This is a genomic window from Streptomyces sp. TLI_171, assembly GCF_003610255.1.
In the GTDB taxonomy this organism is placed as follows: domain Bacteria; phylum Actinomycetota; class Actinomycetes; order Streptomycetales; family Streptomycetaceae; genus Kitasatospora.
In genome coordinates, this window is the sequence record NZ_RAPS01000001.1 from 2,820,778 (window position 1) to 2,845,726 (window position 24,949).

The window sequence follows — 24,949 nt, forward strand, 5'->3', positions numbered from 1 at the left end:
CCGCGCGAAGGGTTGACCGCCATGCCGCGCCTCGCCGCCGTGACTCGTGCCGCCTCGTCCCGTGCCGCTGCCTCCCGGGCCGCCTGGTCCGGGGCAAGGAACCGGCCCGGCGCCGCGCAGTTGTGCGCCGGCACGCTGATCGCGGCGGGCTCCGCGGTGGCGTTGCTGGCCGTGTCCGGGGAGCTGGGGGTGTGGCGGATCGCGGTGCTGGTGGCGTTCGCCGTCGCGCTCGGGCTGCTGTCGACCGTGCTGCTGACCTCGGTCGCGGCCCGCCGCCGCCCGTCCCCCGCGGTGCCCGAACCGACCGCGCCCGGTGCGCCCGCACCGGCCCCGCCCGTGCCGGCCTCGGCCGCGCAGCCGGTGTACGCGCACCAGGCCCGCTAGCGTCCGCCGGGCTCCGGCGAACGCAGAGACTCCCGGGCCCGCGGCAGGTCGATCGCTGCCGCGCGCCCGGGGCCCACAGAGGTCGAACAGGCCGTCCGGAGAGGTCCAACAGGCCGTCAGGCGGTGGACACCACCACGGTCTTGGCCCCCTTGTCGTGGATGCACTGGCGGTAGGGCTTGTCGAAGACGCCGAACAGGCCGTCGACGGGCCACCAGAGGCCGCCGCAGCAGATCAGCGCGGGGACGACGAAGACCGAGGCCCGGGTCCAGGCGGCGCCGGGGGTGGGCGAGGAGCCGTCGGCCAGCATGGCGACCCGGACCTTCATCAGCTTCTTGCCGAGGGTCTGGCCGTCCCGGCTGAACATCAGACCCTCGTAGACCAGGAAGAGCAGGTAGCCGAGCCAGGCCGAGCCGACCCAGCCGTCCTGCTTGCCGAAGTTGGCGAACGGGAGGAGCACCACGATGGCGACCGCCTGCACCAGGATCCAGTCGAGCACCTTGGCGACGATGCGGGCGCCCCAGCCGCCGAGCGGGGGCATTCCGGGGACCGGGCCCGGGCCGGGGGTGCCGTACGGGGATCCGTAGGGGTCGCCGGGGGGCGGGGTCTCGCCGGGCGGGGGGCCGTAGCCGGGCGGCGGGTTGTCGTAGGGGGAGCCCGATCCGGCCGGTGCACCGTACTGGCCACCGTAGCCGGGCGGGGAGTCGTACGGGCTGCCCGACGACGACGGGGGCTGCTTGTCGAAGGACGGCTTGTCGCCCTCCCCCGGCTCGGTACCAGAGGGGTCGTAGCTGCTCATGCGACGAGTAGAACATCGCAAATACTACGATGTTGGGATATTCGGGCCGTTTCTGTCCGTTTTGCCGGTCTTCGGGTGAACGGGTCGGCTTGACGGCCCCTCAGCCGCGCTCGGCCCGGACCACCCGGGTGCGGGCCACCCGGTCGTGCCAGGCCCGCCGGGCGGAACGGTCCAGCAGTGCGACCGCCGGGCCCAGCAGCAGGACGGTGCCCAGGCCGCGCACCAGCCAGCGCAGCAGCGAACGGCCGAACCCGGGCGGCCGGGCGCCGTCCGCCGCCACCACCCGGATGCGGGCCAGCCGCTTGCCGAAGGTCTGACCGGTCCGGGCGATCGGCAGCACCTGGTACAGCAGGCCGAACACCACCAGGACCCCGAGCAGCACGCCCAGCCGGCCCAGCACCACCCCGTCCAGCAGCCACACCTGGTGCTGACGGCCCGTCAGCCTGGCTACCAGTGCCGCCTGGTCGATCTTCCGCTGGACGTGCGTCACCACCGCCCCCGCCAGCGGCACCGCGACGGCCGCACCGACCACCGCCCACACCGCCCCGTCCACCAGCCAGGCCAGCGCCCGCGCCCCGACACCCGCGGGAACGGACGCCGGAGCCGCAGCCCGCCGCGCCCGCGTCCCGGACCGGGCCCCGGCCCGCTCCCCCCGAGCCGCCGCCCCGGGGCGGGCCCGGCGCTGCTCCCCCGGCCCGCCCCGGGACTCCGATTCCGGCGACGACGCCGTCCTCGACCCCTCCTTCGACGCCGAAGCCGGTACGGATGCCGACTCGGGCTCCGGTTCCGGGCGCGGCGGGCGCACCCGCTCGGCCGCGACGTGCGCCGCGCGCGGGTCCCGGCCAGGGCGCTTCCCGGCCGGCGCGGACACTGTCGGCTCGGACGCCGACGGCGCGGACACTGTCGGCTCGGACGCCGACGGCGCGTCAGGCGTCTCCGCCGTTCCGACCGCTTCCGTCACGGGGGCGGCCGCGGCCGGCGGTTCGACGCCCCAGGAGACCCAGCGCGGCGCGCCGCCGGTCTCCATCAGCCCGCGTTGCGCCCGCGGGTCCGCCCGCCAGCCCGAGTCGGCGGGCGGCTCCGCGGGCCCGGCCACCGGCTCGTACAGCGCGCCGGGCCCGGCGGCCAGGCCGACCGTGCCGCCGTCCGCCCCGTGCCAGGGCGAGCCGCCGTCCGCCCCGTGCCAGGGCGTCCCGTCGAGCGGCTGGGCGACCCGTGGCGTGGGCGGCGCGGCCTCCTCGGCGGCATGCGCAGGCGCAGGCGCGGGCGCGGGCAGCTCCAGCGGTCGGGCGGCGGCCTCGACCTCCCGCCACTCCCCACGACCACCGCCGTTGGCGCTGCCGGCGCCGCTGCCGTTGCGGGGCACGACGAGGGCGCCCTCGGGCAGGCCGGGGCGCAGCGCGGCGGCGGTCGCCCAGGACTCGGCGGTGACCGGCTGGAGCCCGTTGCCGGCGACCGCCCACGGGGTCTGGTCAACGGGGCGCAGCGGGGCCATCTCCGTGCGGGGGCGGATCTCCAGCTCGCCGGGGAGCCCCTCGCCCGGCGCGGGGAAGACGGGGTACTCGGGGGGCTCGGACATGGTGAACGCGGTCTGCGCGCCGGTCTCGTCGAGGTAGACGGGGCCGGTGTCGACCAGCGGGGCGGCGGGCGCGGCGGGGACGAGGCCGGGCGGGACGCTGTAGGGAGGCGGGCTGAGGTAGCGGGCGACGAAGCGCGGGGGTTCGAGGTGCTCGCCCGCCGCGGGGGCGGGGCGACTGGTGCCGGGGACCCAGGCGTGGCCGGCCCAGAAGCGGACGAAACCGGGCACCGACGGGTCGGGGTAGTAGCCGGGGGCTCCGGCGTCTCCGGCCACGGGCGCGCCGTGCATCGGGCCTGCGGTGGAGGGCCGGTCCGTCATTGCGTCTTCCTTCGTACCGGCACCGCGGCGTGCAGGTGGGCGGACGTGCGTGGGTGCGGACGTGCGTGGGGGAGCCGCGGGCGGAGAGTCGCCGGGCAGTCACAAAGGGTAGTACTCGGAGCGGCCCGGTCCGCCGGGTTCGGCGGAACTCGTGAAACGGGCGGTGTCTCGTGGTACGGCCGGTGCGTCCGCGACGGTTTCCGGACGGCTCCGGGGCGGCCGCGCCGTCCCGGAGCGGCCGGGCTGTCCGGAGTCCCCGCCGGGAACAACCGGGGCAGCGGGGAAAAGGTTCTGCGGCAGGGCGGCAAAAAGTTCTCCCGAAAGTTCTCCGCGAACCCGTGTAAGAGTATGCGGTGCACCTCCTCTCTCCGGCTGCGGGGCCGATCGGCGGCCCGCGGAGCGGAGAGGGTGAGTGGCCGTGGCCGGACAGTCGACCGGAGTGGTGGAGCAGGAGCTGGAGCTGAACCTGGTGCTGTCGCCGGAGCGCAGCGTCCCGGTGGCGGCGCGGCTGTCGTACGGCAGCCACGACCCGTTCGCGGTGTACGTGACCTTCCACCTGGACAGCGGGACGCCGGTGACCTGGGTGTTCGCCCGGGAGCTGCTGGTCGAGGGGACGTTCCGGCCGTGCGGCCAGGGCGACGTGCGGATCTGGCCGACCCGGTCGGGGCGGCGCAGCCTGCTGTGCATGGCGCTGAGCTCGCCGGCGGGCGACGCCCTGCTGGAGGCGCCGCTGCCGACGGTGGCGGCCTGGCTGGAGCGGGCGCACCGGCTGGTGCCGCCGGGCGCGGAGCTGGAGGCGATGGACCTGGACGGTTCACTCGCCGAGCTGCTGGCGTGAGCGGGCGCACGGCGGTGGCGGGGCCGACCCGCCCGCCGGGACGTCCGCCGGAGCGCCCGCCGTCGGGACGTCCCGGGCGGGCGGGGCGGCCGGCGGAGGTGGAGCGGGCCGGACGGGCCGGTGCTCAGCGGGCCGCGGGGGCCTTCTGGGGGCCGGTGCTGCCGAGCCCGTCGACGCCGCTGCGCGGTGCGGGGACGCGGACCAGTGGGGCGCCGGCGGCCCGCCGCCGGGAGCGGACCCGGAGGGCGGCGACGGCCAGGAAGCAGAGGCCGAGCAGGGGGTAGACGCCCGCGGGGAACTGGCTGTACCAGGGCAGGGTGAGGTCGAGTTCGCCCTTGTGCGGGACGATCCACATCGCGAAGGACAGGAAGCCGAGCAGCGTCAGGGCGAAGATGACCCGCCAGCGCAGCCGCCGGACGGCGGCGGGGCGGGACCGCTCGTGCGCGGCCTCGGCGGCGAGCAGGACGAGCACCGGCACGCACCACACCCAGTGGTGGGTCCAGCTGATCGGGGAGATCAGCACGGCGGTGACCAGCGCGGTGCACACGCTCCAGGCGTCGGCGCGCGGCGACCAGCGGGCACTGCGGTGGGCCCAGACGGCGACCGCGAGTCCGGCGACGGCGACCAGGGCGCCGAGGACGGTGGCGGGCAGCCCGGGGTCGGGGGTGTGCATCAGGCGGGCGATCAGTCCGCGCAGGGACTGGTTGTCGACGATGACGGTGCTGCCGACCCGGCTGGAGTCGTACAGGTACTTGGTCCAGAAGCCCTGGGTGGCGTCGGGCAGCAGCAGCGCGCCGATCAGGAAGGTGCCGACGAAGGTGGCGCCGGCCACCAGGGCGGCCCGGACCCGGCCGGTGATCAGCAGGTAGACGGCGAACAGGCCGGGGGTGAGCTTGATGCCGGCGGCGATGCCGATGGCGAGGCCCTTGCTGCGGGCGCTGTCGGGGCGGGTGAGGTCCCAGAGGATCAGGCAGGCCAGGGCGAGGTTGATCTGGCCGTAGCGCAGGTTGGTGAAGACCGGCTCCAGCCAGACGCCCAGTCCGGTGACCAGCAGGACGCCGATCGGCCGCAGGTCGCGGCGGGGCCAGCCGACCAGTTTGAAGGACAGGTGGGCGAGGGTGGCGAGCAGCAGCAGGTTCCCGGCGGTGATGGCGACCCGCAGGAAGGGGATGCCGAACCAGGTGGTCGGTACGAACAGCATCGCGGCGAACGGCGGGTAGGTGGCGGGCAGGTTCCACTGGGTGACCCGCAGCGCGTACAGGTCGTGGCCGTTCGCGACGGCTTCGCCCTCGGCCCGGTAGACGATCATGTCGACCATCGAGGTGCCGACGGCGTGCCGGACCAGCGCGTACGCGAGCAAGGACACCAGGGCGAGCGCGCCGGCCAGCAGCAGCGGCCGCCGGGGGGCGGTGCGCAGCGCGTCGGCGACGGCGGCCAGTTGTCGGGCCGGGGCGGTGACGGTGCGGCGCCAGGCGGCGGCGGGGGGACGCCCGGGGCCTTCGGGTGGCGTGGCGCGTTCCGCTTGCACCGTGGTCACTTGTTGCTCCGTCCGCCGTCGACCTGCGCTGGGCCAGCAGCCGACACTACCCGACCTGTCCGGATGCGCCACCGGTCGCGGTCGTCCCGGGCTCCCCTCCTGGGGCCGGCCGGCCGCCGAGCAGGGCGGTCGGTCGGCGGCCCGGACCCGGGACGACCGCAGGTGGTCGGGACGAGCTTCGTGGTGGGCGAGGCCGTACGGGACGCGTCGAGGCCGACCCTAGCCGGGGCGGCGGGCCGGATCGGCCGGGCCGGGGTGTCATGAGGCAGCATTGGCCGGCGCTTAGGACGTATTTAAGGGAGAGGAGCGACACTCAGCTGTCGCCCCCGCGGTAACAGCTCCAGTGTCGGCATCGGTCCGTCAGTCCTTGCGGCTCAGTCGGCCGGGCCGGCGGCGTTGCTGCCGCGGCAGTTCCACTTCGGTGCGGGTGTTGAGCCGCAGGGCGATCTCGGCTCCGCCGAGGACGGCGGAGCGGCCGAGCGAGACCTCGCCGCCGGTGCCTTCGGCGAGCTTGCGGACGATGTCCAGGCCGAGGCCGGTGGAGCCTTCGCCGCCGTGCCCGGCGCCCCGGCGGATGGCCGGGGCGGGGTCGGTGAAGCCGGGGCCGCCGTCGCCGACGAGGACGATCACCGCGTCCTCGCCGGCCACCACGTCGACGGCGAAGGCGGTGCCGACGGCGGTGTGCCGGAAGACGTTGCCGAGCAGCGCGTCGACGGCGGCGGCGAGGTCGCCGCGCTGCACGGGGACGGGCGCGGGTGCTTCGTCACCGGCCAGCCGCCAGGGGCGGCCCTCGTCCTCGGCGAGCGCGGACCAGAACGCGACGCGTTCGCGGATCACCTCGACGGCGTCGCAGCCGAGGACGACCGGCGGGGCGTCCACCGGGTCGCGGCGGGCGGTCCGGATGATCTGGTCGACCTCGCGTTCGAGCTGGGCGACGGCGTGCCGGGTGGCGTCGGCGGCGTCGCCCTCGCCGAGCGCGGCGGCGTTCAGCCGGAGCACGGTGAGCGGGGTGCGCAGCCGGTGGGACAGGTCGGCGGCGAGTTCCCGTTCGGCGGCCAGCAGGTGCACCACCCGGTCGGCCATCGCGTTGAACGCGTAGGCGGCCTCGCGCAGCTCCTCGGGTGCGCCTGCCGCCTCGGGTCCTTCGACCGGGACCCGGACGGTGAGGTTGCCGGAGCCGAGCGAGCGGGCGGCGGTGGCGAGGCGGCGGGCGGAGCGGATGATCCGGGTGCCCATCCGGTCGGCGACCGCGACGGAGACCGCGACGAGGGCGAGCGCGACGCCGGAGAGCACCAGCCAGGCGGTGCCGACGCCGCGCGAGAGATCCGCGTCGGGCACGTAGACCTCGACGACGGCGACCCGGCCGCTGTCGACGGCGACCGGCTGGAGCAGCGCGTATCCGCCGGGGGCGCGGACGGTGCCGGCCCGGCCCTGGTCCTCGGCGGTGGTGAGCTGGGCGGCGTCGACCCGGGCGCGGCCGACCACGGTGCCGCCGGGCAGGTGGACGGCGAGGCGTTCCTGGGCGCCGGCGTCGGTGGAGGCCAGGGCGCGGGCGATGGCGTCCTGGTCGGTGGTGATGGCCAGGGCGGGGCCGAGTGCGGCGGCCTGCCGTTCGGAGGCGGTGAACGCCCGGTCGCGGGCGGTCTGCTGGACCATCAGGCCGAGCGGGATGAGGAACGCCAGCGCGACCATGACGGTGCCGGCGATGGCGGCCTTGACCATCGCCCAGCGCAGCGAGCGGAGGATGCGCTTCACGTCGTGCACCCGACCGGTCCGGAGGGCGCCTCCAGGCGGACCCCGACGCCGCGCACGGTGTGCAGGTAGCGCGGGCTGGAAGCGGTTTCGCCGAGCTTGCGGCGCAGCCAGGAGAGGTGGACGTCGATGGTCTGGTCGCCGCCGTAGGTCTGCCGCCAGACCTCGGCGAGGATCTCCTTGCGCGGGACGACCACGCCGGGGCGGGCGGCGAGGAAGGCCAGCAGGTCGAACTCGCGGCGGGTCAGGTCGAGGCGCTGCCCGTCGAGCAGGGCCTCGCGGCGCTGCGGGTCGATGGCGAGGCCGCCGACCCGCAGGATCTGCGGGGCCATCAGGGCGCCGCCGCCGAGCCGGCGCAGGACCGCTGCCATCCGGGCGGTGAGATGCTCTCCGGAGAAAGGTTTCACCAGGTAGTCGTCCGCGCCGTCGTTCAACAGCCGGACGATCTCCGCCTCGTCGTCCCGTGCGGTGGAGATGATGACGGGAACGTTGGTCAGTCCGCGGATCATCTTGAGCGCCTCGCTGCCGTCCAGATCGGGCAGCCCCAGATCGAGGATCACCAGGTCGCAGCCGACCTGGGCGACTTCGCGCAGCGCTTCCAGCGCGGTGCCGACGGAGCGCACGGCGTGGCCGGTGTCGGCCAGATGGCGGATCAGGGCGGAACGCACAAAGGGGTCGTCCTCGACCACAAGCACTGTTGCCATGGGGCTGCACGGTACGGCATAGCGGCGAACTGGTCTGTACCTCGGGGGGTTCAGGACGCGCAGGAACGGGCAGGGGCTGGGGCTTTGCGGAAACCCGGCGGTCGTTTTCCGCAAGGTTACTGAGGATTGCCCGGGCCGCTGACCTGCCCGTGACCTTCGTACGGCAGGATGGGCCCGCGATGCGGAGCGGACTGGTTCAACTGGGCGCCTGGACGGCAGCCACCGGAGCAGCGGTGGCGTTGTCCTGGCTCGGCGTGCACGCGGTGCTCGTCGACACGGTGTTCGAACAGCCGGTGGCGGTGGCGCTGCCGTCGGTTGCCTCGTCGAGGACGGAGCCGGTCGCGCCCCCGCCGAACGAGTCGCCGTCGGCCGCGCCGGCCACCTCGGCCGCGCCGAGCCCGAGTCCCGATCCCGACCCAGCGCCGGGGACGACCGCGCCCGCGAAGTCGACGACGGCCGCGCGCCGGTCGCCGACTCCGGCGGGGACGGTGCACAGCTACCTGCTGCCGGGCGGCCGGGTGGCGCTGGACCTGCAGCCCACCGAGGCGAAGCTGATCTCGGCGACGCCCGAGGTCGGCTGGAAGGTGCAGACCTGGCAGGGCGACAAGTGGCTGCGGATCAACTTCTCCAAGGACGACCGGGTCTCGCAGATGTGGGTGACCTGGAACGGCACCGAGCCGACGGTGCAGACCGAGCCGGGCTGACGGGCGGGGCGGACCGGCCGCACAATGTCGGTCGACGCCCGACCGCCCCGCCCCTGGAGCCGCCCCGTGCCCCCGCAGCCCGAAGCCATCGACGCGCTGGACGGAAAGCTGATCCGGCTGCTCGCCGAGGAGCCGCGGATCGGCGTGCTGGAGTGCTCGCGCCGCCTGCAGGTGGCGCGCGGCACCGTGCAGGCCCGGCTGGACCGGCTGCAGGCGCGCGGGGTGATCGGCGGTTTCGGTCCGCAGGTGGACCCGGCGGCGCTGGGCTACCCGGTGACGGCGTTCGCCACCCTGGAGATCTCCCAAGGGCAGGGCGCGGACGTCCGGGCGCACCTGGCGGCGGTGCCGGAGGTGCTGGAGCTGCACACCATCACGGGGCACGGCGACATGCTGGTGCGGATCGTGGCCCGTTCGAACGCGGACCTGCAGCGGGTGATCGACCGGGTGGTGGGCTTCGACGGGATCGTCCGGGCGTCGACCGCGATCGCGTTGGAGAACCCCGTGCCGTACCGGGTACTGCCGCTGGTCGACCAGGCGGCCGGCTCCTGAGCGTCACCGCAGCGACTGCGGAGGGTCACTGACGGCCGGTCAATGTCGTCGCCAGGGCGTGTCGCCGGGCCCCGGCCGGTTTTTTTGGCATATGCCTTTTGCTCGTGCACGCCAAGATCGCAGCCATGAGCATACGGACCGCACTCCCTGAGTGCTCGCCAGCTGTCCCACCGTCAGCACAGCCCGGCCGAGGACCCGTTCCGACCGCGGGGGCCGCCCGATGAGCCGGATCACCGACGCGCCGACCACCCTGATCACCTCCGCGCAGCGCGCGCTGCGCCTGCTGGAGGCCGCCGCCCGCCACCCGGCGGGCGCCACCGCCAAGCAGCTGGCCCGGGACACCGGGCTGGCCCTCGGCACCACCTACCACCTGCTGCGCACCCTGGTGCACGACAGCTACCTGGAGCGCCGCGAGGGCCTGTACTGCACCGGGCCCGCGGTCTCCGGACTCACCCGGGAGGAGAGTCCGGCGGCCGGCCGCTCCCGGCTGGACGGGCTGCTCGGCCGGCTCGCCCACGAGCTGTCCGCGGCCGTCCACTTCGCCTGGTACAAGGACGGCGAGGTCGACCTGGTCGCGGCGGCGGCCGCACCCGGCGCCCCCACCGCCGATCCGCGGCACTTCCGGTCCGGCGCGCACGCCCACGCGGCCGGCAAGACCCTGCTGGCGCTGATGTCGGCCGAGGAGCGGCGGGCCCACCTGGCCCGCTACCCGATGGTGCCGTTCACCCCCTACACCCTGCGCGAGCCCGCCCACCTGCCGCTGCTGCCCAAGCAGGGCCCGCAGCGGGCGGTGCCGATCACCCAGTACCAGGAGTACGCGCTGGGCACCGCCGGGGCGGCGGTGCCGATCGTGCTGGGCAGCGGGCTGGCGGCGGTGGCGGTGGCGCTGCCGATGACCCAGGCGCACCGGTTACCCGAGATCGCCGGCCAACTGCGCACCCGGGTCGGCGACGACCTGGTGACCGCCGCGTTCGGGCTGTAGGCCCGCGCGCCGTTCCCGGGGGAGGCTTCCTGTTCGAGGGCCGGGCGCACGGGGGTGCACGCCCGGTCCCACCGACCGCGTGCGGGCGGTCAGCAGTGCGGGACGGCGCCGCCGTTGTTCAGCGCGCCGAGGGCGGCGATCGAGTCGGCCAGCGTGTCCACCGGGACCAGTTGCAGGCCGGCCGGGGTGTTGACCTTGCCCTGGGTGCACTCGCTGCGCGGCAGCAGGAACACCGTCGCCCCGGCCGCGGCCGCGGCCTGGGTCTTCAGCGGGACGCCGCCGACCTCGCCGATCCGGCCGTCCGGGTCCACCGTGCCGGTGCCCGCCACGGTCTTCCCGCCGGTCAGGTCACCGCCCTCGCCGTTGCCGTTGATCTTGTCGACGATGCCCAGCGCCAGCATCTGCCCCGCGCTGGGGCCGCCGATGTCGCCGAGGTCGATGGTCACCTTCACCTGGTCCGGCGAGAGGTGCAGGTAGCCGAGCGCGGCCAGCGTGGCGCTGTCCTGGGACTCCGTCATCTGCTGCAGCGTCACCTCGTTGGCCTTCGCCGGATCGGACTGCGGGTACACCTCCTCGGTGGGGACCACCGCCTGCTTGCCGTCGCCCCAGGCCCGCAGCGAGTCCCAGAACGAGTTGCGGTCACCCGGGTTGGTGGCCGAGATGGTGACCGCGCGCAGCTGCCCGGAGGTCTGCCGGAGCTGGGTGCCGGTGATCGTGATCACCGGTCGGCCGTTGTACTGCCCCAGGGTGTCGGCGGTGATGCCGGGCGACTCCAGGGTGTACGGCAGCGGCACGAACGCGGCCACCGCGAGCAGCGCGACCACCGGCAGCGCGCACAGGCCGAGGGCGCGGGCCCGCAGGGAGGTCAGGACCGAGGGCGACGGGTTCTGGGAAGCCACACCCGCATCCAAACACACCGCGGGGCCCGCCAGGGACGCCCGCGCGGAGGGACCCGCCCGCCGCCGGCTCAGCGCAGCGCGTCGGCGACCTCGGTGGCGGCCTCCACCACGCGCGGGCCGACCCGCTCGGGCACCAGGCCGTTGAGCATCACCACGCCGACGCTGCCCTCGATGCCGCTCAGGCCGATCAGCGCGGCGGCGGCCCCGCTGGCCCCGGACTGCTCCTCGGCGCGGGTGATCACGAAGCCCTGCTCGGGGCGGCGCTGGCCGGGGAAGCTGCGGGCCTCCAGGATGGCGCGGCCGGCCGCGCTCTCGGTGAGCGGGTGGCGCAGACCGGTGCGGTAGGCGACGTGGAAGTCCGTCCAGGTCGGCTCGACCACCGCGACGGCGAGCGCCTCGTTGCCGTCGACCAGGGTGAGGTGGGCGGTCGCGCCGAGGTCCTCGGCGAGCGAGCGCAGCGCGGGGAGCGCGGCCTCGCGCAGCAGCGGGTGCACGCGGTGGGCCAGGCGCAGCACGCCGAGGCCGACCCGGGCCCGGCCGCCGATGTCCCGGCGGACCAGTCCGTGCTGTTCCAGGGTGGCCAACAGGCGGTAGACCACGGTGCGGTTGACGGCCAGTCGGGCGGCCAGCTCGGTCACCGTCAGCCCGCGCTCGGAGTCGGCCAGCAGTTTCAGTACCCGGACACCTCTGTCCAGGGTCTGGGATGTCTCAGCAGTCACGGGGCGCCAGGTCCTTTCCGCGGCGAGTCCGACCCTACGGCAGAACTGCCGTGGGCCGCACCGGAATTGATCGCGCGCTGGAGGGGTTGTCCGGCGCGGGAGTCCGGCCTCGACGACGTCGGCTCGGCGCAGAGCTCCGCGGCACTCCGCCGGGCTTCGGGGTGGGGCCCGGGTGAGTGTGGGGAGACGCTAATGAACCAGGGGCGCGCTGCGGAAGTGTTTGTCCAAAATTCGGTCAGCATCGATGGAAAGTCGTGACTAAAAACCGGATAAGACGCCCATAATCCACGCCCCGACCGCGCGGGTGTTCGATATCTGACCGCTACCCGGACAGGCCGCCCGCCCGCCGCGGCGGGTCAGAGCAGGTTGCGGCCGACCGTCCAGAGCCCGGCGGCGACCAGCAGCGCGGTCACCGCGCGCGGCCCGAGGCGCAGCCGCCAGTGCCGGCCGGCCAGGCCGTGCCGCAGTCGGACCACGAACCAGGCGGCGACGAACGGGAGGGCCAGCAGCAGTGCGGCGTTGTCGTGCCAGGCGGCGGCGAGGTCGCCGTGCAGCAGGTCGTACGCCATCCGGGTCCCGCCGCAGCCGGGGCACTGCAGGCCGGTCAGCCGGCGCCAGGGGCAGAACGGCAGCGCCTGCCCGGGCAGGTGCGGGTCGCGGGTCCACAGGTACGCCGAGCCGGCCGCCGCCGCGGCCAGCAGGCCGAGCGGGGCGGCCGCGGGGTGCCGCAGGGCCGCCCGGAGGCCCGGGAACGGCCGACGGCCGGCGCCCCCGCCGCGGGTGTCCGCGGGGCGGGGGCGCCGGCCGGTCGGTTCGGCGTGCACGTCAGGACTTCAGCACGCGGCCCTGGGCGTCGGTGCGGGTGTCGCTGACCAGGAAGAGAATGCCGTCGATCAGCGACCAGAAGCCGAGGCCGCCGCAGGTGAGCAGCTGGGCGATGCCCATGCCGACGTGGCCGGTGTAGAAGCGGCCGATGCCGAGGTAGCCGAAGAAGATCTGCAGCAGGCCGGCGACGACCTTCGACTTGTCGGACTGTGCGGGGTTCTGGGCGGGGTACGCCACGGGGGGACTCCTCTTGGGATGCGGGGCCGGTCCGTCGGTGAAGACGGAACCGGCGGGTTCACCGCATGCCGAGGCGTCACCACGCGTGTTGGTCCCCCCAGCACCGGCACGCGGAAGATTAGCGGATCATCGGACCGCTCGTCTCCACACTTTCTTTGCCAAGTGTTGGGAAAGCCGACTGACGGTTCGTCAGCCCTGCGTCGCCCACTCCCGGATCCGCGCGATCCGCGCCTTCAACTGGTTGGCCGTGGCCTGCGCGGTGAGCGGGCCGCCGCACTGCCGGCGCAGCTCGTTGTGGATGGTGCCGTGCGGCTGCTCGGTGCGGTGGTGCCAGGCCGCGACCAGCGCGTTCAGCTCCTTGCGCAGCTCGCGCAGCTCCTGATGGGTCACCACCGGGCGTTCCTCGGCGGGGAGTTCCAGCAGGTCGGCCTCCTCGGCCGGCTTCGCCTTGGAACGCTGGATCTGCCGGTGCTGACGTTTCTGCAGCAGCATCTGCACCTGGTCCGGTTCGAGCAGGCCCGGAATGCCGAGGTAGTCCTCCTCCTCCTCGCTGCCCGGGTGCGCCTGCATGCCGAACTCCATGGCGTTGTACAGCACCCGGTCGAAGACCGCCTCGCTGCCCAGCGCCTCGTAGGAGAACTCCTCGCCCGCGGTGTCCGGCCCGTCGTTGGCCTTCTCGGCCTCGGCGAGCAGCCGGTCCTCCTCGTCGAACAGCCCGTCGCCCTCCTTCTTCGGGCGGTCCAGGACGTGGTCGCGCTGCAGTTCCATCTCGTTGGCGAAGCCGAGCAGCATCGGGATGGTCGGCAGGAACACCGAGGCGGTCTCGCCGCGCTTGCGGGCGCGGACGAAACGGCCGACGGCCTGGGCGAAGAACAGCGGGGTGGAGATCGAGGTGGCGTACACGCCGACGCACAGCCGGGGCACGTCGACGCCCTCGGACACCATTCGGACGGCCACCATCCAGCGCGAGGTGCCCTCCGCGTAGTCGGAGATCCGCTGGGAGGCCTCGGACTCGTCGGAGAGCACCAGGGCGACCTTCTCGCCGGTGATCTCGCGCAGCATCTTGGCGTAGGCGCGGGCCACCGTCTGGTCGGTGGCGATCACCAGGCCGCCGGCGTCCGGGATGCCCTTGCGGACCTCGGTCAGCCGCCGGTCGGCGGCCTGCAGCACCGCCGGGATCCACTCGCCCTGCGGGGACAGCGCGGTCCGCCAGGCCTGGGCGATCAGGTCCTTGGTCATCGGCTCGCCGAGCCGGGCCTCCAGCTCGTCGCCGGACTTGGTGCGCCAGCGCATGTTGCCGGAGTAGCTGAGGAAGATCACCGGCCGGACCACGTGGTCGGCCAGCGCGTGCCCGTAGCCGTAGGTGTAGTCGGCGATCGACTTGCGGATGCCGTCGCTCCCGGCGTCGTACTGGACGAACGGGATCGGGTTGGTGTCCGAGCGGAACGGGGTGCCGGTGAGGGCCAGCCGGCGGGTGGCCGGCTCGAACGCCTCGAAGCAGGCCTCGCCCCAGGACTTGGAGTCGCCGGCGTGGTGGATCTCGTCCATGATCACCAGCGTCTTGCGGGCCTCGGTCCGGTTCCGGTGCAGCATCGGGTTCACCCCGACGCCCGCGTACGTCACCACGATGCCCTGGTAGTCCTTGGACAGCGGGCCCGAGGAGTACGCCGGGTCCAGCCGGATCCCTATCCGGGCGGCGGCCTCCGCCCACTGCTTCTTCAGGTGCTCGGTGGGCGCGACCACGGTGATCTGCTGCACCAGGTGGTTGTGCAGCAGGTAGGACGCCAGGGTCAGGGCGAAGGTGGTCTTTCCCGCGCCCGGGGTCGCGACCGCCAGGAAGTCCCGGGGCTGCTTCTCGATGTACGCGTCCAGCGCGCCCTGCTGCCAGGCCCGCAGGCGGCCCGCGGTGCCCCAGGGGGCGCGACCGGGGAAGGCCGGGGACAGATGCGCGGCGGCGGAGGTTCCGCTCGGGCGGGGGTGGGTGCTGTCGGCGTGCGAGAACAGCGGGGACATCGAGGAGGAGGCGGCGGTAGTCACGGTCTCCGAACAGGGTCGTCGCAGGTCAGGGCCTGTGCGAGGCCCCGTTCCCGCGGGCGGCGGGCGGTCGTGGAACCCGCCCAGCCTAGCCCCTTCGCCACCCCGTTCGGCGGCGGCGGCGCGCTCCTGTGGCGCGCGTCCCACTCCGGTCGGGCACCCGTCACCGGACCTTCACGCGGCACGGCCGGCCGTTCGGGGTGATGGTCCGCGGGGCCGGGTGCGGGTGGGTCCAGCTGCCGGTGAAGCCGGTCACCGCGGATCCGCCGGGCGGCACCTCGGCGTTCCGGCCGCCGTCGTGGATCTCCGCCCCGCCGGGCGGCTCGGAGCCCGCGCCGGTGCCCGGCCAGGCCGCCGTCAGGTGCTCGCCCGCGGGCAGCGGCCGGCGCAGCGCCCAGCCGGAGACCGACCGGTCGGAGGTGTTGCGCAGGGACAGCCGGGCGCTGAACCGGTCCCCGGACAGCTCGGTCACCCGGTACCGCACCTCGCAGCCGGGTCCGCCCCGGCCGGCGGCCGTCCGCTGCTCCCCCTCGGCCGCCGGGGCGAACACCAGCGCGGCCAGCAGCGCCGCAGCGGTCCCGGCCAGCCCGGCCAGGCGCCGGTTGACCCGGCGCAGCACGGCCAGCCGTCCCCGGCAGTCCGCGCAGCCCGCCAGGTGCCGCTGCACCCGCCGCCCGGCCCGCCCGCGCACCTGGCCGGCCAGCGCGGGCCAGTGCCCGGCGCAGCCGGGGTCGCGCGGGGTGCCCGGGTAGGCCCGCAGGTAGGCCAGCCGCAGGCCCTCGCGGGCCCGGTGCACCAGGACGGCGGCGGCGCCCCGGCCCACTCCGAGCCGGGCGCCGACCTCGCCGGGCGGCAGCCCCTCCACCTCGGACAGCCAGAGCGCCTGCGCCCACCGCTCGGGGAGCTGGGCGAGCAGCCCGCGCATCCGGTCGGTCTCGGCCACCCGCGGCGCCGGGTCCTCCGCTCCCCCGGCGGGCCCGCCGGGCAGGTCGGCGGCGGCCTTCTCGCGTACCGGGGCGGCGGCCAGGTGCCGGACGGTGGTGGCCAGGTACGCCCGCGGGTCCTCGATCCGCTGCCCGGCGGCCAGCCGGTGCCAGACCCGCAGGTGGGCCTCGGCGACCAGGTCCTCGGCCTTCCAGCGGTCGCCCCCGGTCAGGCTGCTGGCGTACCGCAACAGGCCCGGGTGGTGGCTGCGGTACAGCTCGGTGTACGTGGCCGGCGGTGTTCGCTCGACCGCCGGCACTCGCGTCTCGATGGTGTCGCCCTCCCCTGTGCGCGCCGGGCGGACGGTGGTGGGGCCCGCGCGGTTCCGGCGATCCTGCCCGGGGCCGCCCGCCGCTGCCCATGGAGTGCCCATGCCACCCGCCCGAAATGCCCGGATTGGTCCGCCCGGGTGTGACGCGGATCACCGTGGGAAGGTCGGAAACAGGTGTAATCCCTCCCGCCGCTCATGACTCTTCAGTAACGGGATACGACACCGGTCGCACCCGCACCAGCCCGTACTTTCCGGAGGACCCGCCTTGTTCGCAGCCCCCGCGCCGGTCGAGCAGACCACGCACGCCCGGCTGATCGTCAGCACCCACCGCTCCGCCCTGCTGCGGGTCACCCTGCGCTACCGCCCGGACGACCCGCTGGCCGTCCGGATGCTCTTCCCCGCCGAGTTCGCCCTGGAGACCGGCGACCCCGCCCTGCTCCCGGATTCCCCCGACCCGGCCGCCGGCCGGCTGCCGGACGCCGCCCCGCCGGTCCCGGAGATCGAGTGGGTGTTCGCCCGCCAGCTGCTGTCCGCCGGCCTCGAGCTGCCCAGCGGCGAGGGCGACGTCCACATCCGGCCCGCGCTCGGCGGGCGCACCATGGTGGAGCTGCGCTCCCCCGACGGCGTCGCCCTGCTCCAGTTCGACCGGATCGAGCTGCGCCGCTTCCTGTGGAGCACCCTGCTGGCCGTCCCGGAGGGCCAGGAGCTGCACCACCTGGACTGCGACGCGGCGCTGGCCCAGCTGCTCGCCTGACCCCGACGGGGCGGCCCCCGACGCCCCGTCGGACGCTCTGGCCGGTCGGACGCTCAGGCCCGCTGGGTGCGCACCAGGTGCGCGTACACCACCACGTTCCCGTCGTAGCCGCCCTCACGGGTGAAGCTCCCGCCGCAGGTGATCAGCCGCAGCTGGGAGTCCGGCGTGGCCTTGTACACCTTGCCGTCCGGGAACTCCGCCTTCGGGTAGACCTCCACGCCGTCCACCTGGAACCAGGCGCTGGCCCGGTCCGCCCGCGCGACCTCCAGCTGGTCCCCCTTGCGCAGGGTGCCCAGGCGGTAGAACACCGCCGGGCCGTGCGCGTTGTCCACGTGCCCGGCCAGCACCGCCGCTCCGCTCGAACCGGGCGCCGTGCCGTCCCCGAACCAGCCCGCCAGGTTGCGGTCCGCCGCCGGCGGGGGCTGCAGCCGCCCCTGCCCGTCCAGCCCGAGCCGGGCCACCGGCGCGTCCACGCCCAGCACCGGGATCCGGATCCGCACCGGCGGCGACGGCGGCAGCGGCGGCACCGCGGGGCCGACCGGGGTCCCGTCGTACGCCTGCGCGGCCGGCGGCGCGGGCGGCAGGCCACCGACCAGGCCCCCGTGCAGCAGGCCCGCCCCCAGCAGGATCGCCCCCGCGGCGGCCACCGCCCCCGTCCACGCCCGCTCGACCACCGCACGCTCCCGCCGCCACCGGACCCGACCCGCCCAGTCAAGCCAGTGCGGCGGCCCGCGGCACCCGGTGCGTTCTGTCCGGGTGACGCCCCGTCAGGCCTGGCCCCGCCGTCCGCGCCGGAGCCGGGGCCTGGTCAGGAACCCCTCCGCCAGCGCGTTGGCGACGCCGATCGCCGGCAGCTCGGACGCCTTCTCGTACAGCACGTAACGGGGCTCCCAGGTCGGGCGGTAGCGTGCGTTCGCCCGGTACAGCGACTCCAGCTGCCACCAGCGGGACAGGAAGCGCAGCACCCCGCGCCACAGCCGCAGCACCGGGCCGGCGCCCAGCCGTTCCTCGAACACCTCGCGGAACATGGCGAAGTTCAGCGACACCCGGGCGACCCCGAGCCCCTCGGCGCGGTCCAGCAGCTGAGCGACGGTGTACTCCACCAGCCCGTTGTCGGACTCCCGGTCACGGCGCATCAGGTCGAGCGACAGCCCGTCCGCGCCCCACGGCACGAAGGACAGCAGCGCGGCCGTCCGCCCCGCCTCGTCCCGGCACTCGGCGATCAGGCAGTCCCCGTCGGCGGGGTCGCCGAGCCGGCCGAGCGCCATCGAGTAGCCGCGCTCGGTGCGGCCGTGCCGCCAGGCGTCGGCCAGCCGCACCAGGTCGGCGAACTCCTCGGCGGGGATCTCCCGGTGACGGCGAAGCACCACGGCGTACCCGGCCCGGGCGACCCGGTTGCAGGTCTGCCGCAGGCCGCGCATCTCCCGCCCGTCCAGGGTGAACCCGGCCGCCTCGACCACCGCCTCGTCGCCGAGGTGCAGCGCGCGCAGCCCGGCGACCCTGGCGTACACGGTGCCGCCCTGCTCGCCGGCGCCGGTGACGGCGGGGATCCAGGCGTGGGTGCGGGCCCGGTGCTGCCAGTCCTCGATGGCCTGCGGCCAGGCCTCCGGGTCGCCGATCGGGTCGCCGGAGGCCAGCGCGACGCCGTTGACCACCCGGTAGGCGACGGCTGCCTTCCCGCTGGGCGAGAAGCACACCGACTTGTCGCGGCGCAGCGCGAAGTAGCCCAGCGAGTCCCGGCCGCCGTGCACGTCCAGCAGCCGGCGCAGCCGCAGCTCGTCCTCGGGGCTCTGCCATTCGGCGCCGCGCGGTGAGCGCAGCAGGATGCGCAGGGTGAGCAGCAGCAGGGCGGTGCCGAGCAGGTTGAGCGAGAGGTCCAGCCAGCGCGGGACGTCCACGCCGGTGACGTCGACGGTGCCGGACAGGGTGACCAGGCGGAGCACCACGTAGTGCGCGGCGTCGCCCCAGCCGGGCAGTGCGCCGGTGTGGCCGAGCCGGACGGCGAGCGCGCCGAGGCCGGTGAGCAGCGCCCCGCCGAGCAGCAGCACCGCGGCGGCGAGCAGCACGTTGCGGCGACCACCGCGGACCCGGAAGGCGCCGCGGCCGAACCAGAGGGCGACCAGCAGGGCGAGGGTGAGCACGGAGGACACCCAGTTGAACGGGTGGGCGCGGTACTCCGGGAAGACCATCGCCACCGCGTAGACCGCGGCGTGCAGGACGGTCAGCGCGAAGGCGGTGATCCAGGCGGCGCGCTTGCGGCGGCGCAGCATCACCGCGAGCAGGCCGGCGACCAGCGCGCTGGTGAAGCCCGAGGTGACCAGCACCGGGGTGAAGTAGTCCCCGCGGTTGACCCGTTCGACCTGCTCGCGGAACGGGGTGATGACCGCACCGAGCAGGTTGAGCAGGGTGGCGATCCGCAGGTACCACTGGGCGAAGGCGGCGCAGCGCAGCCGCCAGGGCGCGGGCGGCGACGGTTCGACCTCGACCGCGGCCTCGACCGCGGCCTCGGCGTCGACCGCGGCCCGGTCCGCCGTCGGCGGTTCGGCCGGGGCGGGCACCGGGGCGGCGGCGGCCGGGTCGGCGTCCGGGGTGCCGGCCAGCAGGTCGTAGGCGGCGGTCTTGGCGGCGACCAGGCGGCGGTGGATCCGGTCCTCGCGGCGTTCGGCGCGGGCCAGCCGGCGGGGGCGGGAGCGGTAGCGCCAGCGCGCCCACGGGCTGGCGGGCCGGGCCAGCCGGAGGGCGCCGACCAGGGCCAGCGGCCAGAGCATGATGCCGAGCAGCCCGGTCCAGGTCTTGCCCTTGAGCAGGCTGATCATCACCAGCGCCAGCAGGACGGCCGCGCCCGCGTAGGTGGCCCCGTCGGGGTCCCGGGCGAAGCCGCCGAGCGGGAGTTCGCCGACCAGCAGCAGGCCGATCATGACGACGGCGAGCATCACGGCGTCCACCGAGGTGCGGCCCTGGGTGGACCAGTAGACGTCCTTGAGGTGCAGCACCAGGGCGAACTCGTCCAGCACCAGCCCGGCGCCGACGCCGAACCCGAAGCCGAGCAGGTTCCACCAGGAGCCGCCGTCGCCGCGGATCGCGAACGCGCCGACGCCGCAGATCAGCAGCACGGCCTGGCCGAACACCACGTGGTGGATGTGCATGCCGCCCGGGGTGACGTTGCCCGGCCACCAGCGGACCTGGGCGCGGATCATCCGGGTGCTGAGCCGGATGAACAGGAAGGACAGCACGAGTCCGAGCAGGAGCAGGAACAGCGGCTCGCGTCCGGTCTCGACGATCCGGTCCCGGTAGGCGTCCAGCAGCGACTGCCACATGGGCGGGTGCGACCTCCGTGTCGTGGGGCGGGCGGGTGCGTGCGGGTGTGCGTGCCATCTGACGCCAAGTCAACTGCGCGGCGGCGGTGGCGCTCCGGTCCGGTGCGCCGAACAGGTGAGCGTCTCGGCGCGGCGTCCCCCGGTCATCCGTACCGTGGCCGTGCTTACCGGCGTGCCGCTCGGAGCCGTGCCATGCTGAGCCCGAATCCTCCGGACGACGCATCTCTTCATTTCATCTGATGGACCGTCCATCCGGCCGGTGACTTCCCCTTACTCCCTGGTGAACGGATGTGAGACATGGACGCCCTCTCCCGCAGGACTCTGCTGGCCGCCGGTGCGGCGACCGCCGCCACCCTCGCCGCCGGCTGCGCGAGCACCTCCGGGAACGGGGGCGCCGCCCCGCCCGCGCAGGCCGACGGCCTCGCGGCGAACGGCAGCCCCAGCGCGGTGCCCAAGCCGCCCGCCACCCTGATCGGCGACGGCTCCACCTCCGACACCGGACCGCAGCCCAACCAGCCCAAGCCCGAGCCGCTGGAGCCCGGCCAGCGGCCCCCGCAGTTCGTGGTGTTCTCCTGGGACGGCGCGGGCGAGCTCGACAACCAGCTGTTCAGCCGGTTCCGCAAGCTCGCCAAGGAACACGACGCCACCATGACCTTCTTCCTCAGCGGCATCTACACGCTGCCCGAGTCGAAGAAGTCGCTGTACCGCCCGCCGCAGCACCCGATCGGCGCCTCCGACATCGGCTACCTGAGCGACCAGCACATCCGCGCCACCATCGAGCAGATCAGCGCGTCCTGGCTGGACGGGCACGAGATCGGCACCCACTTCAACGGGCACTTCTGCGGCTCCAACGGCGGCGGCCGCTGGTCCCCCGAGGACTGGGACAGCGAGATCCAGCAGGCGATGGACTTCGTCATGAACTGGCGGACCAACAGCGGCAACACCGACCTGCCCGCGCTCCCGTTCGACTACCGCAAGGAGCTGATCGGCGGCCGCACCCCCTGCCTGGAGGGCCAGCGCGGACTGCTCCCGACCGCCGTCAAGCGCGGCTGGAAGTACGACAGTTCCGGCCCCGGCGGGCTGCAGATGTGGCCGCAGAAGTTCGCCGGAAACGCGCTGTGGGACATGCCGCTGCAGTCCATCCCGTTCCCCGGGCACAGCTTCCAGGTGCTCTCGATGGACTACAACATCATGTACAACCAGTCCGGCGACAACACCAAGGGCGACCCCGGCCGGCAGGCCTTCTGGCAGAACCAGGCCCGGGACGCCTACCTGGCCGGCTTCGACCGCGCCTACAACAGCAACCGGGCGCCGTTCATCATCGGCAACCACTTCGAGCAGTGGAACGGCGGCATCTACATGAACGCCGTCGAGGAGACCCTCAAGCAGATCGCCGACAAGCCCGAGGTCCGGATGGTCTCCTTCCGCCAGCTGGTCGAGTGGCTGGAGGTGCAGGACCCGGCGGTGCTCCGCAAGCTCCAGGCCCTCGCCCCCGGCCAGGGCCCGACCGGCGGCTGGAACGCCTACCTCGGCGGGGCCGCCACCTCCGCCGCCCCGTCGGTCCCGGCCTCCGCGCCCGCTTCGGCCGCCGCCAAGGCCTGACCCGCCGTCAGCCGTCCGACCGGGCCACCACGGTCCGGCCGGACAGCAGCGCACCCGCCAGCGCCACCGCCGGCATGGTCAGGAACACCGCGGCGAACGCCCCGGCCGGCAGCGCCGCGTCGTGCGCCACCGCACCCACCGCGCCGCCGCCGAGCGCCGCGAACAGCACCCCGGCCAGGCCGGTCAGCAGCACGTTGCCCAGCGCGTCGCTCAGCTGCAGGGCCGCCGAGTTCTCACCGGTCTCGGCCGGCTTCGACAGCCGCATCATCAGCACGCTGATGCTGGCGATCGCCAGGCCCATCCCGACGCCGCCGAGCGCCCAGAACGCCGCCGTCACCCACACCGGCACCGCCGCGAACAGCACCAGCGCCGCCCCGCCGATCGCCACCGCCGTCGCCACGAAGCCGAACCGGATCATCGCGTCCCGGTGCCGCTCCGCGCCCGGCCGCCCCTGCAGCCACGACCCCAGCGCCCAGGACAGCCCGCCCGGCGCCAGCGTCAGGCCCGCCATCGTCACCGACAGGCCGCGCTGGGTCTGCATCATCAGCGGAATGAACAGCTCGGACGCGAAGAACGCGCCCGCCGCGACCCCGCGCAGCAGGATCACCGTCGGCAGCCCGCGGGCCGCCCGCAGCGTCCCGCGCGGCAGCAGCCGCAGCACCGCCGGGCCGAGCAGCGCCAGCCCCGCCGCGGCCGGCAGCACCGCCCAGCCGTCCAGCCGCTGGCCCGCGTACTGCAGCAGCGCCGCTCCCAGCGCGGCCATCGCCGCGTCCCGGGTCCGCCGCCGGTCGTACGGCCGGCGCTCGGTCAGCGGCCGGTCGCGCTCCGAGCGGCGCAGCGCCGGGCCCATCACCGCCAGCGGCAGCAGCACCAGCACCGGGACGGCCAGGAACACCCAGCGCCAGCCCAGGTGCTGGGTCACCGCGCCGGAGATCACCGGGCCCAGGACGGAGGGCAGCACCCAGGCCGCCGAGAACGCCGCGAACACCGACGGCCGCAGCCGCTCCGGGAACGCCCGGCCGACCACCACGTACAGCGCGACGATCACCAGCCCGCCGCCGAGCCCCTGGATCGCCCGGCCCGCGACGAACATCCACATGTTCACCGCCGTGCCGGCCGTCACCAGCCCCGCCGCGAACACCGCGATGCCGCTGAACAGCGGCGCCAGCGGCCCGCGCCGGTCGCACCACTGCCCCGACACCACCATCGCCAGCAGCGTGGTGGTGAAGTACGCGGAGAACGCGAAGGCGTACAGCCCGATCCCGTCCAGCTGCGCGGCGGCGGTCGGCATCGCCGTGTTCACCGCGGTCGCCTCGAAGGCCAGCAGCAGGACCACCGACACGATGCCCAGGGTCAGCGCCCGCCAGGGGCCGCTGAGCACCCCGCCCGCACCGTCGTCGACCACGGGCGCCCGCCGCGGGACCTGGGTCGCTGCTGCCGTCTCTGCCGTCTCTGCCGTCCCGGCCCGGGGGGTGCTCGTCACTCCGACATGGTAAGTGCCGTTCCGGCTTTTCGATCCTGACCTGCGGGCGGAACCGGCCCTCCGTCCCGGGGCGTAGGCCGGGCCTAGTGCAGGACCTTCAGACCCACCACGCCGCCGAGGATCAGCACCAGGCAGGTGATCCGGGCGACGCTCACCGCGTCACCCATCGCCGCCATCCCGTACAGCGCCGTGCCCACCGCGCCGATCCCCACCCACACCGCGTAACCCGTCCCCAGCGGGATCGAACGCATCGCGTACGCCAGCCCGCCCATCGACAGCACCAGCGCCACCGCGAACACCAGGCTCGGCACCAGCCGCGAGAATCCCTTGGACGCCTCCAGCGCCACCGCCCACACGGTCTCCAGCACTCCGGCGACGATCAGAACCACCCACGCCATGACGACGGACTCCTCCGCAGTAGTCGAAACACCTACCGCGCCGTCTTGTCAGACCGGGTACGACGCACCTCGTCCGGGACGGCCGACCGAGCGCCCGTCTCCCTTCCGACCGTAGCACGGCGCCGACACGCGGAATTCATCCGCGAATATTGACGCGCACCCCTCGCCGCCCGCTATAGTGAATTCACCGGACAGCCCGAACGGTGACAGGAGAAGGCGATGAACAGGAAGACGGTGGCCCGCGCGGCGCTCCGCACCTGTGCCCCCTGTCCCGGCTGTCCGTGTTCCTCCTGTTGCGCCTGATCGCAACTCTACTCCCCCGCAGGGCCGTTGCTCCCTGCGTGCACCACTCCACGACCATGTGCCCGAGTGGTTCAGGGAACCGTCTGCAAAACGGTTTACACGGGTTCGATTCCCGTCATGGTCTCCACGCTGCTCCTCGGAATTCACCGGCCGCCATTTCCACCCGGCGCGACCGGTGAATTCTGCTGCCCATTTCCGTATATCCGGGCCGCCGGAAATTCCTGCCCGTCCCGGGCCGTTGTCACAGTCATGTCCTCCAGCGACCGAACCGTGCCGCGGATCGAACCCTGCGGCAAGCGCATCCGCACCTACCTCGGCGGCCTGGCGGTGGCCGACACCACCCGCGCCCTGCTGGTCTGGGAACACCCCCGCCACCCCGTCCACTACGTCCCGGTGGAAGACGTCCGCACCGACCTGCTGACCGCCACCGACCGCACCTCGCACCGCCCGCAGCTCGGCCACGCCCGGATCTTCGACCTCACCGCGAACGGCCGGACCGCCCAGCACGCCGTCCGCCAGTACCCCGACTCCCCCGCCGAGGCGATCCGCGGGCACCTGCGCTTCGACTGGGCCGCCATGGACGCCTGGTACGAGGAGGACGAGCAGGTCCGCTGGGGCGCCCGCGACCCGTACGTCCGGATCGACGTCCTGGCCTCCTCCCGCACCGTCCGGGTCGACCTCGACGGCACCCTGCTGGCGCTCTCCCGCTCCCCGCGGCTGCTCTTCGAGACCGGCCTGCCCACCCGCTACTACCTGCCGCCCACCGACCTGGTCCTCCCGCTCTTCGAACCGGGCACCAGGACCACCCACTGCCCCTACAAGGGCTCCGCCGACCACCTGTCCGTGCGCCTCGGCGACACCCTCCACCAGGACGTCGCCTGGACGTACCCCACCCCGCTCGCCGAGTCCCTGAAGATCGCCGGCCTGGTCTCCTTCTACGACGACCGGGTCACCCTGCACGTCGACTGACCGGGCCGCG

23 protein-coding genes, 1 tRNA gene and 1 riboswitch are annotated in these 24,949 nt (G+C 74.5%); of the genes, 9 read left to right on the plus strand and 15 right to left on the minus strand.

All coding sequences use genetic code 11. The annotated features are described in order from the left end of the window. Positions 1–39: 39 nt before the first annotated feature. On the plus strand, positions 40–384 hold the full coding sequence (locus BX266_RS12810) for a hypothetical protein (RefSeq protein ID WP_143686918.1): 345 nt from the start codon (positions 40–42) through the stop codon (positions 382–384). Between the two features lie 116 nt (positions 385–500). Here BX266_RS12810 and BX266_RS12815 read toward each other — a convergent pair whose 3' ends face one another. Continuing rightward, a complete protein-coding gene (locus BX266_RS12815) occupies positions 501–1,181 on the minus strand; it encodes an RDD family protein (protein WP_099899469.1) in 681 nt (226 codons plus the stop codon). Between the two features lie 100 nt (positions 1,182–1,281). Next, complete coding sequence (locus BX266_RS12820; RefSeq protein WP_099899471.1) at positions 1,282–3,078, minus strand: RDD family protein; 1,797 nt, start codon at positions 3,076–3,078, stop codon at positions 1,282–1,284. A 418-nt stretch (positions 3,079–3,496) separates the two neighbouring features. Between BX266_RS12820 and BX266_RS12825 the strand changes: the two genes are divergently transcribed. Beyond that, the gene (locus tag BX266_RS12825) at positions 3,497–3,916 is read left to right on the plus strand and encodes an SsgA family sporulation/cell division regulator (RefSeq protein WP_099907786.1); all 420 of its coding nucleotides are present in this window, start codon (positions 3,497–3,499) and stop codon (positions 3,914–3,916) included. Between the two features lie 124 nt (positions 3,917–4,040). Here the strand turns inward: BX266_RS12825 and BX266_RS12830 are convergent, their stop codons facing one another. From BX266_RS12830 to BX266_RS12840, 3 genes are all read right to left on the minus strand, one after another. After that, positions 4,041–5,453, minus strand: a complete 1,413-nt coding sequence (locus tag BX266_RS12830; RefSeq protein ID WP_099899473.1) for a glycosyltransferase 87 family protein — start codon at positions 5,451–5,453, stop codon at positions 4,041–4,043. A gap of 360 nt (positions 5,454–5,813) precedes the next feature. Further along, complete coding sequence (locus tag BX266_RS12835; RefSeq protein ID WP_099907788.1) at positions 5,814–7,187, minus strand: HAMP domain-containing sensor histidine kinase; 1,374 nt, start codon at positions 7,185–7,187, stop codon at positions 5,814–5,816. Positions 7,188–7,204: 17 nt separating this feature from the next. Then, a complete protein-coding gene (locus tag BX266_RS12840) occupies positions 7,205–7,909 on the minus strand; it encodes a response regulator transcription factor (RefSeq protein ID WP_099899475.1) in 705 nt (234 codons plus the stop codon). 179 nt (positions 7,910–8,088) lie between these two features. On the opposite strand from BX266_RS12840, the gene BX266_RS12845 reads away from it, so the two are divergent. The 3 genes from BX266_RS12845 to BX266_RS12855 all read left to right on the plus strand — a co-directional run bounded on the left by BX266_RS12845 (position 8,089) and on the right by BX266_RS12855 (position 10,144). Further along, positions 8,089–8,613, plus strand: coding sequence for a hypothetical protein (locus BX266_RS12845; protein ID WP_143686919.1), 525 nt, complete (start codon positions 8,089–8,091; stop codon positions 8,611–8,613). A 66-nt stretch (positions 8,614–8,679) separates the two neighbouring features. Further along, on the plus strand, positions 8,680–9,162 hold the full coding sequence (locus BX266_RS12850) for an Lrp/AsnC family transcriptional regulator (RefSeq protein WP_259464680.1): 483 nt from the start codon (positions 8,680–8,682) through the stop codon (positions 9,160–9,162). Between the two features lie 220 nt (positions 9,163–9,382). Continuing rightward, positions 9,383–10,144: a helix-turn-helix domain-containing protein gene (locus BX266_RS12855; protein ID WP_099899481.1), complete on the plus strand. Its 762-nt coding sequence runs from the start codon at positions 9,383–9,385 to the stop codon at positions 10,142–10,144. An 89-nt stretch (positions 10,145–10,233) separates the two neighbouring features. Here BX266_RS12855 and BX266_RS12860 read toward each other — a convergent pair whose 3' ends face one another. The 6 genes from BX266_RS12860 to BX266_RS12885 all read right to left on the minus strand — a co-directional run bounded on the left by BX266_RS12860 (position 10,234) and on the right by BX266_RS12885 (position 16,101). After that, entirely contained in the window at positions 10,234–11,043 is an 810-nt protein-coding gene (locus BX266_RS12860) for a hypothetical protein (RefSeq protein ID WP_099899483.1), read from the minus strand. Positions 11,044–11,111: 68 nt separating this feature from the next. Further along, entirely contained in the window at positions 11,112–11,762 is a 651-nt protein-coding gene (locus BX266_RS12865) for an IclR family transcriptional regulator (protein WP_099899485.1), read from the minus strand. 356 nt (positions 11,763–12,118) lie between these two features. Continuing rightward, complete coding sequence (locus BX266_RS12870; RefSeq protein ID WP_099907790.1) at positions 12,119–12,493, minus strand: DUF2752 domain-containing protein; 375 nt, start codon at positions 12,491–12,493, stop codon at positions 12,119–12,121. Positions 12,494–12,587: 94 nt separating this feature from the next. Then, the gene (locus BX266_RS12875; protein WP_099899487.1) at positions 12,588–12,824 is read right to left on the minus strand and encodes a TM2 domain-containing protein; all 237 of its coding nucleotides are present in this window, start codon (positions 12,822–12,824) and stop codon (positions 12,588–12,590) included. 189 nt (positions 12,825–13,013) lie between these two features. After that, entirely contained in the window at positions 13,014–14,837 is a 1,824-nt protein-coding gene (locus BX266_RS12880; protein ID WP_099899489.1) for a DEAD/DEAH box helicase, read from the minus strand. Positions 14,838–15,021: 184 nt separating this feature from the next. Beyond that, on the minus strand, positions 15,022–16,101 hold the full coding sequence (locus BX266_RS12885; RefSeq protein ID WP_180290473.1) for a sigma-70 family RNA polymerase sigma factor: 1,080 nt from the start codon (positions 16,099–16,101) through the stop codon (positions 15,022–15,024). Positions 16,102–16,378: 277 nt separating this feature from the next. Between BX266_RS12885 and BX266_RS12890 the strand changes: the two genes are divergently transcribed. Continuing rightward, positions 16,379–16,867, plus strand: coding sequence for an SsgA family sporulation/cell division regulator (locus tag BX266_RS12890; protein ID WP_099899493.1), 489 nt, complete (start codon positions 16,379–16,381; stop codon positions 16,865–16,867). Between the two features lie 53 nt (positions 16,868–16,920). Here BX266_RS12890 and BX266_RS12895 read toward each other — a convergent pair whose 3' ends face one another. Together BX266_RS12895 and BX266_RS12900 are read right to left on the minus strand one after the other, a co-directional pair. Then, positions 16,921–17,541: a class F sortase gene (locus BX266_RS12895; protein ID WP_099899495.1), complete on the minus strand. Its 621-nt coding sequence runs from the start codon at positions 17,539–17,541 to the stop codon at positions 16,921–16,923. 93 nt (positions 17,542–17,634) lie between these two features. After that, positions 17,635–20,184 carry a phosphatidylglycerol lysyltransferase domain-containing protein gene (locus BX266_RS12900; RefSeq protein WP_099899497.1) on the minus strand — a complete coding sequence of 850 codons (2,550 nt, stop codon included), beginning with the start codon at positions 20,182–20,184 and terminating at the stop codon, positions 17,635–17,637. A gap of 297 nt (positions 20,185–20,481) precedes the next feature. Between BX266_RS12900 and BX266_RS12905 the strand changes: the two genes are divergently transcribed. Continuing rightward, entirely contained in the window at positions 20,482–21,786 is a 1,305-nt protein-coding gene (locus tag BX266_RS12905) for a hypothetical protein (RefSeq protein WP_099899499.1), read from the plus strand. Between the two features lie 7 nt (positions 21,787–21,793). Here the strand turns inward: BX266_RS12905 and BX266_RS12910 are convergent, their stop codons facing one another. Together BX266_RS12910 and BX266_RS12915 are read right to left on the minus strand one after the other, a co-directional pair. Further along, entirely contained in the window at positions 21,794–23,269 is a 1,476-nt protein-coding gene (locus BX266_RS12910) for an MFS transporter (protein ID WP_180290474.1), read from the minus strand. Positions 23,270–23,352: 83 nt separating this feature from the next. Then, a complete protein-coding gene (locus tag BX266_RS12915; RefSeq protein WP_099899503.1) occupies positions 23,353–23,667 on the minus strand; it encodes a multidrug efflux SMR transporter in 315 nt (104 codons plus the stop codon). Positions 23,668–23,701: 34 nt separating this feature from the next. Then, positions 23,702–23,761: riboswitch (guanidine-III (ykkC-III) riboswitch) on the minus strand. A gap of 261 nt (positions 23,762–24,022) precedes the next feature. Between BX266_RS12915 and BX266_RS12920 the strand changes: the two genes are divergently transcribed. Both BX266_RS12920 and BX266_RS12925 read left to right on the plus strand, forming a co-directional pair. Next, positions 24,023–24,097 (plus strand) — tRNA-Cys (locus BX266_RS12920). A gap of 122 nt (positions 24,098–24,219) precedes the next feature. Then, positions 24,220–24,939: a DUF427 domain-containing protein gene (locus BX266_RS12925; protein ID WP_099899505.1), complete on the plus strand. Its 720-nt coding sequence runs from the start codon at positions 24,220–24,222 to the stop codon at positions 24,937–24,939. Positions 24,940–24,949 lie beyond the last annotated feature (10 nt).

Bases quoted from the DNA above. Each gene is read 5' to 3' on its own strand.
- BX266_RS12815 (WP_099899469.1), bottom strand. From the start codon at position 1,181: ATGAGCAGCTACGACCCCTCTGGTACCGAGCCGGGGGAGGGCGACAAG.
- BX266_RS12820 (WP_099899471.1), bottom strand. From the start codon at position 3,078: ATGACGGACCGGCCCTCCACCGCAGGCCCGATGCACGGCGCGCCCGTG.
- BX266_RS12840 (WP_099899475.1), bottom strand. From the start codon at position 7,909: ATGGCAACAGTGCTTGTGGTCGAGGACGACCCCTTTGTGCGTTCCGCC.
- BX266_RS12845 (WP_143686919.1), top strand. From the start codon at position 8,089: ATGCGGAGCGGACTGGTTCAACTGGGCGCCTGGACGGCAGCCACCGGA.
- BX266_RS12855 (WP_099899481.1), top strand. From the start codon at position 9,383: ATGAGCCGGATCACCGACGCGCCGACCACCCTGATCACCTCCGCGCAG.
- BX266_RS12880 (WP_099899489.1), bottom strand. From the start codon at position 14,837: ATGTCCCCGCTGTTCTCGCACGCCGACAGCACCCACCCCCGCCCGAGC.
- BX266_RS12900 (WP_099899497.1), bottom strand. From the start codon at position 20,184: ATGTGGCAGTCGCTGCTGGACGCCTACCGGGACCGGATCGTCGAGACC.
- BX266_RS12905 (WP_099899499.1), top strand. From the start codon at position 20,482: ATGGACGCCCTCTCCCGCAGGACTCTGCTGGCCGCCGGTGCGGCGACC.
- BX266_RS12915 (WP_099899503.1), bottom strand. From the start codon at position 23,667: ATGGCGTGGGTGGTTCTGATCGTCGCCGGAGTGCTGGAGACCGTGTGG.
- BX266_RS12925 (WP_099899505.1), top strand. From the start codon at position 24,220: ATGTCCTCCAGCGACCGAACCGTGCCGCGGATCGAACCCTGCGGCAAG.